Origin of the sequence: Constantimarinum furrinae (assembly GCF_014295415.1) — a bacterium.
Lineage (GTDB): Bacteria > Bacteroidota > Bacteroidia > Flavobacteriales > Flavobacteriaceae > Constantimarinum > Constantimarinum furrinae.
On sequence record NZ_CP052909.1, the window covers coordinates 1,049,128 to 1,064,528 of the forward strand.

Annotated in this window: 15 protein-coding genes; 5 read left to right on the top strand and 10 right to left on the bottom strand. The window is 40.9% G+C overall.

Annotation, left to right across the window (positions count from 1 at the left end; genetic code table 11):
- The first annotated feature begins 33 nt into the window (after window positions 1-33).
- The 4 genes from accC (at window position 34) to ALE3EI_RS04865 (ending at window position 3,748) form a co-directional block, all read left to right on the top strand.
- A complete protein-coding gene (gene accC, locus ALE3EI_RS04850) occupies window positions 34-1,389 on the top strand; it encodes an acetyl-CoA carboxylase biotin carboxylase subunit (RefSeq protein ID WP_186991434.1) in 1,356 nt (451 codons plus the stop codon).
- Window positions 1,390-1,476: 87 nt separating this feature from the next.
- Entirely contained in the window at window positions 1,477-2,607 is a 1,131-nt protein-coding gene (locus ALE3EI_RS04855) for an NAD(P)/FAD-dependent oxidoreductase (RefSeq protein ID WP_186991437.1), read from the top strand.
- Window positions 2,604-3,293 (top strand): monofunctional biosynthetic peptidoglycan transglycosylase, encoded by a 690-nt coding sequence (mtgA, locus tag ALE3EI_RS04860; RefSeq protein WP_186991439.1) that lies wholly within the window; start codon window positions 2,604-2,606, stop codon window positions 3,291-3,293. Before ALE3EI_RS04855 ends, mtgA begins: the two co-directional genes overlap by 4 nt.
- Window positions 3,290-3,748 carry a 3-oxoacyl-ACP synthase gene (locus ALE3EI_RS04865; protein ID WP_186991442.1) on the top strand — a complete coding sequence of 153 codons (459 nt, stop codon included), beginning with the start codon at window positions 3,290-3,292 and terminating at the stop codon, window positions 3,746-3,748. Before mtgA ends, ALE3EI_RS04865 begins: the two co-directional genes overlap by 4 nt.
- A gap of 22 nt (window positions 3,749-3,770) precedes the next feature.
- On the opposite strand, the gene ALE3EI_RS04870 is transcribed toward ALE3EI_RS04865, so the two are convergent.
- From ALE3EI_RS04870 to ALE3EI_RS04915, 10 genes are all read right to left on the bottom strand, one after another.
- Window positions 3,771-4,295: a hypothetical protein gene (locus ALE3EI_RS04870; RefSeq protein ID WP_186991445.1), complete on the bottom strand. Its 525-nt coding sequence runs from the start codon at window positions 4,293-4,295 to the stop codon at window positions 3,771-3,773.
- On the bottom strand, window positions 4,282-5,235 hold the full coding sequence (locus ALE3EI_RS04875; protein ID WP_186991448.1) for an ABC transporter ATP-binding protein: 954 nt from the start codon (window positions 5,233-5,235) through the stop codon (window positions 4,282-4,284). The genes ALE3EI_RS04870 and ALE3EI_RS04875 overlap by 14 nt, the downstream gene beginning before the upstream one ends.
- A gap of 71 nt (window positions 5,236-5,306) precedes the next feature.
- Window positions 5,307-7,472 (bottom strand): prolyl oligopeptidase family serine peptidase, encoded by a 2,166-nt coding sequence (locus tag ALE3EI_RS04880; protein ID WP_186991451.1) that lies wholly within the window; start codon window positions 7,470-7,472, stop codon window positions 5,307-5,309.
- A gap of 81 nt (window positions 7,473-7,553) precedes the next feature.
- Window positions 7,554-7,931 (bottom strand): DoxX family membrane protein, encoded by a 378-nt coding sequence (locus ALE3EI_RS04885; RefSeq protein WP_186991454.1) that lies wholly within the window; start codon window positions 7,929-7,931, stop codon window positions 7,554-7,556.
- Between the two features lie 102 nt (window positions 7,932-8,033).
- Window positions 8,034-9,650 (bottom strand): FG-GAP-like repeat-containing protein, encoded by a 1,617-nt coding sequence (locus ALE3EI_RS04890; RefSeq protein ID WP_186991457.1) that lies wholly within the window; start codon window positions 9,648-9,650, stop codon window positions 8,034-8,036.
- A gap of 31 nt (window positions 9,651-9,681) precedes the next feature.
- Window positions 9,682-11,049, bottom strand: coding sequence for an Ig-like domain-containing protein (locus ALE3EI_RS04895; protein WP_233280003.1), 1,368 nt, complete (start codon window positions 11,047-11,049; stop codon window positions 9,682-9,684).
- 115 nt (window positions 11,050-11,164) lie between these two features.
- A complete protein-coding gene (locus ALE3EI_RS04900; RefSeq protein WP_186991459.1) occupies window positions 11,165-12,154 on the bottom strand; it encodes an aspartate-semialdehyde dehydrogenase in 990 nt (329 codons plus the stop codon).
- Between the two features lie 136 nt (window positions 12,155-12,290).
- Entirely contained in the window at window positions 12,291-12,701 is a 411-nt protein-coding gene (mscL, locus tag ALE3EI_RS04905) for a large conductance mechanosensitive channel protein MscL (protein WP_186991461.1), read from the bottom strand.
- Between the two features lie 81 nt (window positions 12,702-12,782).
- The gene (gene alr, locus ALE3EI_RS04910; RefSeq protein WP_186991463.1) at window positions 12,783-13,892 is read right to left on the bottom strand and encodes an alanine racemase; all 1,110 of its coding nucleotides are present in this window, start codon (window positions 13,890-13,892) and stop codon (window positions 12,783-12,785) included.
- Window positions 13,893-14,534, bottom strand: a complete 642-nt coding sequence (locus ALE3EI_RS04915; protein ID WP_186991465.1) for a thymidine kinase — start codon at window positions 14,532-14,534, stop codon at window positions 13,893-13,895.
- 99 nt (window positions 14,535-14,633) lie between these two features.
- On the opposite strand from ALE3EI_RS04915, the gene ALE3EI_RS04920 reads away from it, so the two are divergent.
- Complete coding sequence (locus tag ALE3EI_RS04920; RefSeq protein WP_186991467.1) at window positions 14,634-15,389, top strand: hypothetical protein; 756 nt, start codon at window positions 14,634-14,636, stop codon at window positions 15,387-15,389.
- Window positions 15,390-15,401 lie beyond the last annotated feature (12 nt).

Below are 15,401 nucleotides of genomic sequence, written 5' to 3' on the forward strand. Positions count from 1 at the left end.
TTTGATTGTTGAGATTTGAAATGTCATTCAACTATGTTTAAAAAGATATTAATAGCTAATAGAGGAGAGATCGCACTGCGAATTATTCGCACTTGTCGTGAGATGGGAATAAAAACAGTGGCTGTATATTCTAAAGCCGATGAGGAAAGTTTGCATGTCCGATTCGCAGATGAAGCAGTTTGTATTGGCCCACCACCCAGTAGCGAAAGTTACCTAAAGATCTCAAATATTATTGCAGCTGCAGAAATTACCAATGCCGATGCTATTCACCCGGGATACGGCTTTTTGGCCGAAAATGCCCGCTTCTCGAAAATATGTGAAGAACACAATATTAAATTTATTGGTGCTTCCCCTGAAATGATCGAGCGAATGGGGGATAAGGCATCTGCTAAAGCAACCATGAAGGAAGCAGGGGTTCCATGCGTACCGGGAAGTGAAGGAGTGATTCCCGATTTCGAAACCTGTAAAAAACTTGCCAAGGAAACCGGTTATCCGGTAATGCTTAAAGCTAGCGCCGGGGGTGGAGGAAAAGGAATGCGCGCCGTTTGGAAGGAAGAAAACCTTGAAGATGCTTGGGAATCTGCCAGACAAGAGAGCAAAGCAGCGTTCGGAAATAATGATATGTATATGGAAAAACTCATTGAAGAGCCACGACATATCGAGATTCAAGTGGTAGGAGACAGTACCGGAAAGGCATGTCATTTAAGTGAAAGAGACTGCTCCATTCAGCGTCGTCATCAAAAATTGACTGAAGAGACACCGAGTCCGTTTATGACTAAAAAATTACGGAACGATATGGGTCTCGCGGCAGTTAAAGCGGCTGAATTCATAAAATATGAAGGAGCCGGTACGGTAGAATTTTTGGTGGATAAACACCGTAATTTCTATTTTATGGAGATGAACACCCGTATACAGGTGGAGCATCCTATTACAGAGCAGGTGATAGACTTCGATCTAATTCGTGAGCAGATCCTTGTAGCGGCCGGGGTACCCATTTCTGGGAAACATTACACCCCAAACCTTCATAGCATAGAATGCCGTATTAATGCCGAGGATCCCTACAATGATTTCAGACCTTCACCCGGAAAGATCACCGTATTACATGCACCGGGAGGACACGGTGTACGGCTGGATACTCACGTATACGCAGGTTATACCATTCCGCCAAATTACGACTCTATGATAGCCAAGCTTATCACCACCGCACAAACGCGTGATGAAGCGATCAATAAAATGAAGCGTGCGCTGGATGAGTTTGTCATTGAAGGTGTAAAAACCACCATACCATTTCACCGACAGTTGATGGATCATCCCGATTATGTGGCAGGGAACTACACCACAGCGTTTATGAATACGTGGAAAATGAACGAACCTGAAGAAGAAGAGTAGCAAACTCTATTCATAAGGGATACATTCAGAACGTTGCAGGAACAGGATTAACGCCGTTTTTGCAACGTTCCTTTTTAATAGTAAAGTATGAATCTTTCTTTCTGGGAACGGGATACCTGGTTTTCAAACATCGATTTCGCGGTTATTGGAAGTGGAATTGTAGGACTAAGCTGTGCATTATCACTTCGGAAAAGATTTCCCAATGCTAAGATCGTGGTATTCGAAAAAGGCATGCTTCCCAGTGGAGCAAGTACTAAAAATGCCGGCTTTGCTTGCTTCGGAAGTGTTTCTGAAATACTGGATGATCTTAGAACTCACTCTGAAGAAGAGGTGGTAGAATTGATTAGGGCGAGAGTTAACGGACTTAACCTACTTCGGAATACATTAGGAGACTCGCAGCTTGAATTTCAGCAACAAGGCGGATATGAGCTCTTTACTGAATATGATCGCGAATTGTACGAAAATTGCCTCGAAAAAGTCCCCTACATAAATTCGCTGTTAAAAAATGTGTTTTTTGACGAAAATGAAGTGTTTTCGATCAAAAATGATCCATTTTCCTTTAATAACATTCAAAAACAGCTAATTTTTAATCGATTTGAAGGTCAGTTAAATACCGGAAAGATGATGCATGCCTTGATCAGAAAAGCTTCAGAAATGGGCATTTTAGTACTGAATAATGCTAATATCGTCTCATATTTAGATAAAAACGACCAAATATTGATAAAAATGCCCGAAAATGTCGAATTTTCATCAAAGAAGCTATTTATCGCTACAAATGGGTTTGCAAAACAACTTTTCTCAGAAGATGTAATACCCGCCAGGGCTCAAGTACTTATCACACATCCCATTAAGAATCTTCATATCAAGGGAACATTTCATTTAGATAGAGGATACTATTATTTTAGAAATGTAGGAGACAGGGTCTTATTTGGGGGTGGACGAAATTTAGATTTTAGTACGGAAGAAACTATGGATTTTGGAACTACCGGACTGGTACAGAACCGACTGGAAGAATTGCTTAGCACAACAATTTTACCAAACACTTCGTTTACTATAGATACCCGATGGAGCGGAATTATGGGCGTTGGCCAACAAAAAAAGCCTATCGTTAAACAACTTTCCAATAATGTTTACTGTGGCGTTAGGTTGGGTGGAATGGGCATTGCTATAGGAAGTTCTATCGGAAAGCAACTCGCAGATCTTTTACCTTCTTCATGATAAAGAGACTCTTTAAATTTCTCATCAAGACAGCCATTTGGTTCGTGGTATTAAGTGTACTATGGGTGTTACTCTATAAGTTTGTTCAGGTGCCGTACACCCCTTTAATGGCAATTAGATACGTGGAATCTGATATGAAACTGGAAAACAGGTACCAATGGAAACCCATTGAAGAGATATCACCCTATTTACAACTTGCTGTTATTTGTTCGGAAGACCAGAATTTCTTAAAACATAACGGTTTTGACGTAAAATCGATCAAAAAAGCCTATAAAAACAACCAAAACGGTCAAAAACTGAGAGGAGGAAGCACTATTTCACAGCAAACGGCAAAAAATGTTTTTCTGTGGCCTCAACGAAATTGGTTGCGAAAAGGTCTTGAAACATGGTTCACTTTTCTTATTGAAATGTTATGGAGTAAAGAACGTATACTGGAAGTGTATTTAAACAGTATAGAAATGGGAGAAGGAGTGTATGGAGCTGAAGCGGCTTCCCGACATTGGTTTAACAAAGAGGCATCCCACTTAACCATAGATAATGCAGCCGCAATTGCCGCCGTATTGCCCAATCCTAGAAAATACAGAGCGAATCCCGCATCTAAATTTATTAGCAGCAGAGTGTATTGGATCAAAAATCAAATGCAAAATTACGGTACCTTTACATTACAAGAAGAACATGAAAAATGAATGTAAAAGAACTCAAAACGGGTTTGCTGCATCACTGTAAGGATACAGTAGAAAAGCGATTTCAGAAGATAAAACAAACCATTACCGATATTGAGGAATCCCTGCAGGAAGAGTCTAAAAGCAGTGCGGGAGATAAACACGAAACCGGCCGTGCAATGCTTCAAATAGACAGGGAAAATGCAGGCAAACAGTTGCAGGGGATCGAAATGGTGCAATCGCTACTTAAAAAAATAGATGTTTCGGCGGTTTCAGACTATGCGCGTCTGGGGAGCATGGTATACACCAATCAGGGGAATTATTTTATGAGCATTTCCATAGGAGCGGTAACAATGAACAAAACGCCTTACCTCTGTGTTGCCTTGAATTCACCCATAGGAGCACATTTGACAGGTAAGAGGAAAGGAGAAACCTTTCGATTTAACGAGAAGGATTTTGTCGTGACCAGTGTGCGCTAATTTCTTGGCAATCCAGAGCTGCTTAATTTGGCAAATATTCCTTCGGAATGGGATTGGATGATGTTTCAGGAGTCCAATAAATATTCATGATCCACCAGCGGTTTCCATCATGGAGCATCTGAATGCTATTTATACCCCTCATAAATGGTTTTGTGTCACTTTTACTCCGGTAAGACTCATAGGTGCTGAAAACCTGCACTACAGGTCCAAAACGATCTACTTTTCGAAAGAGTTCTTTTTCATAGAATCCGTTTTCGACCAGCCAATCTTCTGAAGATTCTATATAGTCATTCGGACTTAAAAAGCGTGGATGAAAAATTCCTTCCCCATCTTTACCAACGGGAATTAGTTTCGCTTCCGCATCAAAGAGGTATCTGAATAGTTCCCAGTTGCGGGTTTCACCTTTTTCACCTGAGATCACGGCATACAATGTTTCAATGGTGCTGTCCAGTGTTTGCACCTTTACCAGATATTCAGACTCTTGTTGCGCCTGTACATGTTGTGTGAATACCAGAAGTAAAAGGGCAATAATTTTAATTGTTTTCATGATATGATAGATATATTGTCTCGTCACCTTTCAGAGAAACAGGGTGTAAAAAGTAAACCTCCACGATACCCCATATCCCAAAGATCAAATAATTAGCACCCTTAAAATACGATTTTATCACCTTTATTTTCAGTTTTGTTTCTACAGGAGATGGTTTTAACTGATGGGGAAGCACAATTATAGCTTCGGAAGAATCTGAATCGAAAAGGACATTTTTGGGGAGTATTGAAAATTCTGAAAAGAAACCGGCCTGAAAAGGTGTAGCGATGCCGCGGTAAATTTCCTCGGGCGTTCCAATAGCTTCAAGCGATCCATTTTTTAACATCAGAATTCTGTCTGCATAAGACAAGGCTTCTTCGGCATCATGTGTGGCAGTGATACAACTGATATTTTTTGATTTCAGGTAATTGAAAAGTTTTCGCCTTAGAGAATTTTTCCTAAATGTGTCAATGTTACTAAAAGGTTCATCCAGCAAGAGCAGTTGCGGGGCATTTGCGAGGGCGGTGGCGATCGCGACTCGTTGCTTTTGGCCCCCACTAAGATTTTTCACCAAGGTATCTTTGTAGTCGTAAAGATCAACGACCTTTAATAATTCTGAAATTCTTACCTTATCTGCTTCTTCGTCCAGCTTTGAAAGATGCGTTGCAATATTTTCAGACACCGAGGTAAAGGGCATCACATTAAAATCCTGTGCTACCAACTTTATAAATTTCTCACCGGGAATAAGATGGTGCCCGGGACCTAAAAGTGGCTTATTCTGCCACTTAACGGTTCCCATGTCTAGCGGGAGCAAGCCATAAATGAGATGTAACAATGTAGATTTTCCACCTCCACTTTCTCCCAGGATCACCAAATGCTCTCCTTGTTCTAATGAAAAGGAAAGCTCCTTCAGAATTTCTTTTTCCGCATAACGGAAGGATCTAATATCTAGTTCGAGCATTGGTAAAAAAAAAGGTTGCCGCAATTTCTTGAATTAAATCAAGGACGGCAACCTAAAATGGGTTGTTGAATTTATTGTTTTACACCTTCATTTACTTTTTCCGGAAGCACCTCATATCCCATGTTGTACAGGGTGAATCCAAAAATATCGGCAAATTGTTCGATCGTTTTGGTCACAGGAGTTCCTGCTCCGTGACCTGCATCTGTTTCAATTCGTATTAGCACGGGATTCGGGCCTGCTTGTTTCTCCTGTAGCTCGGCGATATATTTAAAACTGTGTGCCGGTACTACCCGATCATCATGATCTGCCGTTGTCACTAAAGTTGCCGGATATTCGGTCCCCGCCACCACATTATGTACCGGAGAATACCCTTTTAAATATTCAAACATTTCCTTGCTGTCTTCGGAAGTACCATAGTCATATGCCCAGCCGGCACCGGCTGTGAATGTGTGGTAACGCAACATATCCATAACACCAACTGCGGGTAAAGCGACCTTCATAAGATCCGGGCGTTGTGTCATGGTAGCACCCACCAGGAGTCCCCCATTAGACCCCCCCCGGATGGCCAGATAATCACTGGAGGTATATTTGTTTTCGATAAGATATTCGGCAGCCGCGATAAAATCGTCGAACACGTTCTGCTTTTTCATTTTAGTTCCGGCCTTATGCCATTCTTTTCCGTATTCACCCCCACCACGTAAATTGGGGACTGCATAAATTCCACCCTGCTCCATCCACACAGCATTTGGAATACTGAAACTAGGGGTTATACTGATGTTAAATCCGCCATATCCATATAATATCGTTGGATTCTTTCCATTGAGCTCTAATCCTTTTTTATGCGTGATGATCATCGGAACCTTGGTGCCGTCCTTTGATGTATAGAATACCTGCTTGCTTTCGTAATTTTCAGGATTAAAATCTATTTCCGGTTTGCGATATAATTCAGAGGTCCCCTTTTCAATATTGTATTTATAAATACTGTTAGGCGTTGTGTAATTGGTAAAGGAGTAGTAGAGTTCTGTTTCTTCCTTTTTTGTACCGAAGCCACCAGCGCTACCCACTCCGGGAAGAGTAATCTCGCGAACCAGATTTCCGTCGTAATCATATTGAAGCACTTTGGACACGGCATCTACCATATATTCAGTAAAAATGTACCCACCGCCGGTTGAAGGTGACAGTACATTTTCGGTTTCCGGAATAAGATCTACCCAGTTTTCAGGAGTTGGATTGGAAGCATCTACTTTTACGATCTTTCTGTTGGGCGCGTTTAGATTGGTGACCAAAAACAAAGTGGAACCATCATTATCCAGCAAACCTGTATCGCTGTCGGTATGATCCAGAATGGTTACGAACTTACTTCCCGGTTTTGTAAGATCTTTAATAAACAGTTTATTCCCCGAGGTTGAAACACTGGCAGAAACCAGTAGATATCGATTGTCTTCGGTAACATACCCGCCTACATAACGGTGTTTTTGAGCAGCAGTACCACCAAATATCAGCTCGTCACTGCTTTGTGGGGTTCCTAATTTGTGATAGTATAGTTTATGCTGATCGGTTTTGGCCGAAAGCTCACTTCCTTTGGGTTTATCGTAACTCGAATAATAAAAGCCTTCGTTGGCTTTCCATGAGAGTCCGCTGAATTTTATATCCATCAGGGTATCTTCAATGATCTCTTTGGTTTCGGTGTTCATAACCAGGACTTTTCGCCAGTCGCTTCCTCCTTCAGAAATACTATAAGCTCCTAATTTTCCGTCTTCAGAAAAACTAACCCCACCGCCCAGCGAGATCGTTCCGTCTTCAGAAAAGGTATTCGGATCGATAAAAATAGTAGCTGTCGACGGATCTTCCCCGGTTTTATAGCGATAGATCACGCTTTGATTCTGAAGGCCATCGTTCTTATAAAAATAGGTGTATTCACCCTCCTTGAACGGGGCACTTACTTTTTCGTAATTCCAAAGTGAAGAAAGTCTTTCCTTCAGCTCTTCTCTAAAAGGGATATTATCTAAATAACCGAAAGTAACTTCATTTTGAGATTTTACCCAGGCCATTGTTTCCTTACTTCTGTCATCTTCCAGCCAGCGATAAGGATCGGCCACTTCAGTGCCAAAATAAGTATCTATTGTATCTACTTTCTGCGTTTTATGATATGTCACGGTAACGGTTTCTTTTTTGATCTCTTCTTTACAGGCAATCAAAGAAACAGCCATTAGAGACCCTAGAATATAATTTTTCATTTAAGGATAATTTAATTGCCTGTAAATGTAGTAAAATCTAGCGGTTCAAATAGTTAAGAATTCGTAAGAATGATATTTCCCTTAATAATGAAATAGGGGTTTATATGCCTTCCAGTATTTGTAGATAAGTATAATATTGATTACCACGATGACCAGTGCCTGAATAATATCTGGCATGTCTAAAAATAAATGGAACAAGAGAATGTTAAATGAAATTGGAACTAACAGCAATAATGCAAAAGCAACCCATTTTCTAAAGATAAGCATGAGTCCGATAAGAATTTCCAAACCTCCCAGAACGTAGAGCACATATCCGGTAGCTCGTAGTGATTCCATAAAGTTTGAAGCTTCCTGTGGGATTTCGGGAGGAGAAATAAAACCCACGAACTTGTTAAGTCCAAATACGATCAGGCCCAGCCCGAGGATAATCCGAAGAATTTTAGTAAACGTTGAATTCATATGGTTGGTTGTTAAGGTTATAGAATACTAAATATACTGAAAAATAAAAATCCCGATACTTATTTTGTATCGGGATCTTTTAAATCATAATTTAACTACGTCTTATTTTTTGATAAAACGTTGTGTTTTTAGCGTGCCGTCATCAATGATTCGTAAGATATAGGTTCCTGAACTCAATCCGGAAACATCTATAGTTTTAGATGAAAGATTACTGCTGGTAATACGCTTTCCGGTAGTGTCGTATATGATATAAAAAGCATCTTCCAGACCGTATTGGGAATTCAGATTCAGTATACCGTCGGTTGGATTGGGATATACGATCAAGTCGGTTAAAAGATTTTCTTCAATGCCAAGAATTTCTTCTTCCACTATGGTGATGGTTGTGTTAGGCGCGGGGTCTGTTACAATATTTACAATTCCGGAAGGCCAAACAATGGTTATCGAGTTGATCACCGTTTCTGTTCCAATTCCAAAATGAGTGTTTAGACTGCTCATATAGCCAAAACCTTCACCGGCACGCACATCTCTAATTTGCGTACCTGCAGGAGTTTCCAAAATAACTCTCGCACCAATTCCGTTACCGTTACTTACGGTTCCTTGTGTATTGATCTTGATCCAGTTATTCGCATTCCCATTGCTGTAATGGATGGTATTCCCACTGAATGCATCTAGAAAACCATCATCATTAAGATCGCCTATTCCACCGTTATTTCCGGGAAGCATGTTATTGTGGATCGTGGTAAACGTTAGGTCTCCATTCCCCATTAGAACATTTCCGTTTGAAATAATATCCAAATAGCCGTCATTGTCGATATCATGGGTAGTATTTTCAATTCCCGTTTCACTTAGCGCCAGAACTCCGGAAGCTGCAGTAACATTGGTAAAGGTCTGGTCGCCATTGTTTCTCATTAGTTTATGAGTTCCTGTACTGGCACCTACAAATACATCCATATCACCGTCGTTGTCGAAATCTCCCCAGGCCGAAGACCAGGTTTGCATGATATCGGCAAGCCCAAGAGCATCGGCAACCTCCGTAAAGGTTCCGTCGCCGTTATTTCTGTGCATCTGATTGGTTCTACGGGCAGGTTCACCACCGCATTTTGCAATAAACAGATCTACATCCCCGTCGCCGTCGTAATCGACCCAGATCGAGCCATAGTTACCTCCGGTAGCGTAATCTCCAAGACCCCCTTGAACAAAGCCAAGGTTCCCACTACCGTCGTTGATATAATAGACGTTGGGCTCTACATCATGACATACAAAGGCATCAAGATTGCCGTCGTTATTGATATCGACAAAATTAGAGCGCTGTGAAAATACATATTCGGTACCGGATATTTCTGTATAGCCTGTACCGGTGGCATTTGCCCTCATGAAGGTTACTCCATTTCCTGAACCATAAAGTAGGTCTGTGTATCCATTTTTGTCATAGTCTGCAGCGGCTAGACTCCAGGAAGGAAGATAATTGGCCGAAGTTGTTGTAATATCAACCTCATTAAATCCACCCCCAATTTGCTGGTAGAAGATATTAATGTTAGTAGCCTGAATGGATACAATATCGTCCAGATAATCGCCATTCATATCCACAACTGCTCTAAAATTTCCATTGGTAGGAAAAGACTGGCTGGTAAACGAAATGGTGCCACTTTCATTATTGTTTTGGGCCCAGATGGTGCCAACACTCAAAATAAGAGCTAACAGGAGTAATTTGTTTTTCATAATTAAAGGTATTTGGTCATTTGTTTTTTTGTTAATCACAATTGGTAGATAATGAATTGATCCACGCTGCTACGAGCTCAACAGCTTCTTCATGAACAAGGGTTCTTCCAAAAAGCGGCATTCTGTATTGTTCTTCCGTAGTACTAAATCTAAAGAATAAAACGGATGTATCGGGATCTCCGGCATTTACAATATGCGTATAAGGTGGAATATTGGTATCGGGTTCTATACAAACGCCCAGATTTGCAGGATCGCCACTTTCATTAAAGGCGAAGCGAACAGGACGATAATCACAGTGTTTTACATCGGAATGACAATGTGCACAATTCACATCAAAATAAGAACGTACCCGGAGATCCAAAGATTTAGAGGTATCCTGCCAATCTACAACTGTATTAATAGTTGCAGGAATATTGTCTTCTAAATACCCCATCTGCACCAGATGCTGCAGCTGGTTTTCACTTCCGAAGTCATAAATATACTGATTATTAATGTTTTGTGGTTTAATTCCGATAGGAGTTGAATTAATTTCCGCTTTGTGACATGTAAAGCATTGACTTTCAGCTGGTATTCTGTATTCTACAGTTTTTAATTCACCGTTTTCAAGCCAGCTAAGATTCTTAAAACCACCACTGAGGTCATAAAAAGCTTCAGTTTGTGATTCGTTCCAGATATAATTGGCAAAGATCCAACCCTCTTGTTTTTTGATCATTAGCCGGGTTTCAATAAGAACTTTAGTATTTCCGGGTTGAACATTTTCGTAATAGAAATTCTTTATTAAAACTGCGCCATTTGGCAGATCCAATACCTCGTGATCACTTACATACCGAGCCTTTACATCTCCGGGCATCCATAGAAAACGTTTTTTTAAAGCATAATCTGAAAATAAGGCTGAAATGGGCTCAAAGGGAACCACTCCATATACCGGAATAAGATCTGACATGGTTCCGGTGAAAAAATTGTAATCTGAAAGTTTCGGATAGGGAACCTCCTCAATTTCAAAATTAACCGGGGAAGCAGGCAAAACCTCTACGGTTACTGTTTCGGTAGCACAACTGGTCGCAGAAGCATCGCAAACAGTATAATTGAAGGTATCGGTTCCGGTAAAATTAGAATTGGGAGTATACATAATGCGTACATTCTGCGGATCCCCTATACTACCATTTTGATGAACTTCAATGGAAGCATTCGGTGAGTTCTCTACCGTTAAAATGTGGTCATCTGGAACATTAAGATCGTTAAGTAGTACATCGATCTCCACAGATTCATACTGAAGCATTTGAATAAAATCGGCCTCGGTTTCTATAGCAAGTCCGGTGTAATTATCATCCTCCTTACAGGAATTAAATGTGAACAAGATTGCAAACAGACCACCCAAAATTGTTAAGTAAGCACGCATAAAACTACCTTACAGGCAGGGTATTAGGGATTATAGGATTGTAAATATAGAAAAAATGTGTTTGATGATTCTATAACACATCTTAAATTTACCAGTGCGCATTTACTGCCGTAATTTAAACCAGATCGTTTTCTACAAGATATTCTGCAATTTGAATGGCGTTTGTAGCCGCACCTTTTCTTAGGTTATCACTTACGATCCACATGTTTAACGTGTTAGGCTGTGTTTCATCTCTGCGGATCCTGCCAACAAATACATCGTCTTTATCGTGGGCGTAAGCCGGCATGGGATAGGTATTGGTATCAGGATTGTCCTGGACGGTTATTCCCGGCGTTTCATGTAACAGCCGTCTTACCTCACTGAGATCGAAGTCGTTCGCAAATTCAACATTAACAGATTCGCTGTGACCTCCGGCCGTAGGAATCCTCACGGCAGTAGCGCTAACCGAAAAAGTTCGGTCATCAAGAATTTTTTGAGGTTCCCGAGCGAGTTTCATCTCTTCTTTTGTATAGCCGTTAGCTTCAAAGACATCACAATGGGGTAAGGCATTTTTATGAATAGGATATGGGTATGCCATTTCTCCACGTATACCCGCAATTTCGTTTTCCAATTGGCGTACTGCCTTCACGCCGGTACCTGAAACCGATTGATATGTTGAGACAATTACGCGTTTCATCTTGTATTTTTTATGCAATGGGGCCAATGCCATAACCAACTGAATGGTAGAACAATTGGGGTTTGCAATGATCTTATCTGATGCATTCAGCTTGAATGCATTGATCTCGGGAACAATTAATTTTTTGTCAGCATCCATCCTCCATGCCGAAGAGTTATCGATAACCGTTGTTCCTGCAGCAGCAAATTTTGGCGCCCACTCTAAGGAAGTTGAACCTCCCGCAGAGAAAATAGCCAACTCTGGTTTGGCTGCAACGGCATCTTCCAGCCCTATAATTTTATGGGACTTGTTCTTGTAAAGAATTTCCTTTCCTACCGAATTTTGTGAAGCAACCATTAATATTTCCGAAGCAGGAAAATTACGTTCCTCCAATAATCTAAGCATTACCGTGCCAACCATTCCGGTGGCGCCTACTACAGCTATTTTCATATTCAAAATTTAAACGCTTCAAAAGTACGGTATTGCCTATTATTTTTTCAGAATAAAATGCAAAAAAAGACCCTCTATAGTTAAATACCATAGAGGGTTTGGTTAGAATAAATAGTGTAGCGTGTGCTTCTGAAAATTATTTCTTACGCAATTCGTCCCGGATATCCATCAATAATTCTTCGGTGGTTGGACCGGCAGGAGCTGCGGGTGCTTCTTCTTTAGGCTTTTTTGTTTTGTTATAAGCTTTTACGATCATAAATAGTACAAAGCCAACAATGACAAGGTTGATGAGCGCATTTACCCATTTCCCCCATAATATGGCATTTTCAGGCTTTTCCACAGTACCGTCTGCGGCTACAACGGCTTCTGCAAGAACGATCTTCAAATCCGAAAAGTCCATGCCGCCGGTAAAATGACCCACTATAGGCATCATGATATCATTGGTAAATCCGGTAACAACCATACCAACGGCTCCGGCTAATATTACGGCAACGGCGAGGTCGATCACGTTACCTGTCATGATAAAATCTTTGAATTCTTTAAACATTTTTGATAGGTTTTTAAGTTATTAGGCTGTAATTTAAAGAAAAAATAAGAGGGGTAGGCGTACTTATTCGCTATATGTCAGTTATTTTCGACAAACGACCCTCTTTATACGTTGGGAAATAGCCGTCAACAATTCATATGGAATGGAACCAATGGCTCCCGAAAGATCTTCGGCCGAAGGATTAGCGCCGAAAACGACGACTTCATCGCCTTCCTGACAATCAATGTTAGAAACATCGATCATAACCATATCCATACATACATTTCCCACTATGGGAGCTCTTTTTCCGTGAATACTCACCCAACCTGTTCCGTTGCCATAAGCACGGCTCAATCCGTCGGCATGACCCACAGGTAAGGTGGCCGTCCTTTCGACATCCTTTGCAGTATATGCTCTGTTGTATCCCACGCTTTCTCCCGGTTGAATTTTGTGTATTTGGGATATTACGGTTTTTAAAGTTGCGATGGGTTTTAGGTGTTTGTTTTCTTCGGAATCATTTCCGAAGCCATACAGCCCAATCCCTGTTCGTACCATATCGAATTGTGCTTCCGGATAATTAATGATCCCTGAAGTGTTTACCGTGTGAAGCAAGGGCTTATAATCTAATGCTGCTATTAGTTTTTCTGAAATAGTTCTGAATTGGCCGATCTGCTTCTGAGTAAATTCAGCTTCTGAAAGATCCTCGCTGGCCGCAAGATGTGAAAAAGCAGATCTGACCTGTACGGCGTTCGTTTTCTTTAAGGTTTCGGTGATCCAATCCAGATCATCTTCGCTGAATCCCAATCGGTTGAGACCGGTATTGAATTTTAAATGAATAGGGTAATGCTCTTGCTTTTTGCTTTCTGCGAAAGCGATAAATTGAGTCAGCATTCTACGAGAATAGATACTTGGCTCGAGACAACGTTCCACGATCATATTAAAATTTCCCGGCAGGGGATGCAAAACTAAAACAGGAGTTTCAATACTCTGATCCCTTAGCGCCTCTCCTTCAGAAGAATAGGCAACTGCGAAATAATCAACACCAAGATCCACCAGCTCTTTTGCTATTACGTTTGCATCACTGCCATAGCCAAAAGCTTTCACCACGGCAAGAACTTTGGTGGTCTTTTCAATTTTTGAAGTAAGATATCTGTAATTATGACCCAGAGCGTTTAGGTCGATTTCCAGAATAGTTTCGGTAGCGTTCTGCATCTACTGGGCTTGCTTTTTTGAAGAAATTATTTCCGGATCCTGAACTTCCATTTTATGAACTTTTTCCCTAAGCATCGCTTTAAAAAAGGCCGCGCGGCTTAATGGCTCGTATTCTTCCGTTTCTCCCAATAAAACAAGATCCTGATTTTTAGACTTTCGGAAACTGTAGTTGGCAAGATTTCCGGTACGTGTACAAACGGCGTGAACTTTTGTGACATATTCGGCAGTTGCCATTAGGGCAGGCATAGGTCCGAAGGGATTTCCTTTATAGTCCATATCCAGCCCAGCCACGATCACTCTTATCCCACTGTTTGCAAGATCATTACAAACTTTTACGATCTCGTCATCAAAAAACTGAGCTTCGTCGATCCCTATTACATCACAATTATCGGCAAGCATAGGAATGTTTGCAGCTGCAGGAACCGAGGTTGATCTAATTTCGTTACTATCATGCGAAATTACCTTATCTTCATCGTAACGCACATCAATGGAAGGTTTAAAGATCTCAACTTTTTGACGGGCAAATTTTGCGCGTTTTAACCGACGAATAAGTTCTTCGGTCTTTCCCGAAAACATCGAGCCGCAGATCACTTCAATCCAGCCAAATTGCTCTTTCTGATTTACAGTATTTTCAAGAAACATAGGTTATAATTAGACGAAAACAGATAAATTTTCCGTTTACATAAAGGTTGCGTAAATTTATAAAAACAAAATAGAGAAAAAGAGATTAATTAAAAAAAGATGAAAAGGAAGCTCCGTATACAAATTCAAGAACTGGCACAACAGATTATAGCCAATAATAATACTAAATCCACAACACAATTAAAGCAGATTGCCGCAGATCTTCATGAAAAACTTGCTGTACTCGAATATCTGGAAACTCAAATTGAAGGAACTTCAGAAGCGGAGGAGACGGCACTTGATTCGAAAAGCTTTAGAGAGGAAAATTGGTTTACCGAACCCGAACCGGTCCCTCAGCCACATAACAAGGAAGAATTGGTTGAGCCACTGATGGAAAAAATAAAGGATCTGGTTGCTCAAATGCCAGAGGAATCATCGCGAGTAGATGAATTGCTGGAGGAAGTTCTTCCTCAAAAGAAAGTGCCGCGGAACGATCTCGAAGAATTTGCTTCAAACTACCAACAAACGCCCACTTTTGAAAGAAAGGAGCCATCTAAGGGAGGAAAGATACCTGAATCTACAACCGACCTCATCGCCGATATCGGGGCCGAATCGAATAAGCCCAGGTCACTGAATGACAAAAATCATCAAGGACTAAATATTGGACTTAACGACCGCTTGGCCTTTATAAAACATCTGTTCGATGGCAATGCCGAGGATTATACCAGAGTTCTTTCACAGATCAGCACCATGAATTCGTATGAAGAAGCAGCAGGGTTTATAAAGGGAAAAGTGAAACCCGATTACAATTATTGGCTGAAAAAGGAAGAGTATTCAGAGCGGTTTATGGCGATAGTTGAAAAGAACTTCAATTAATGTGAGTCTCGC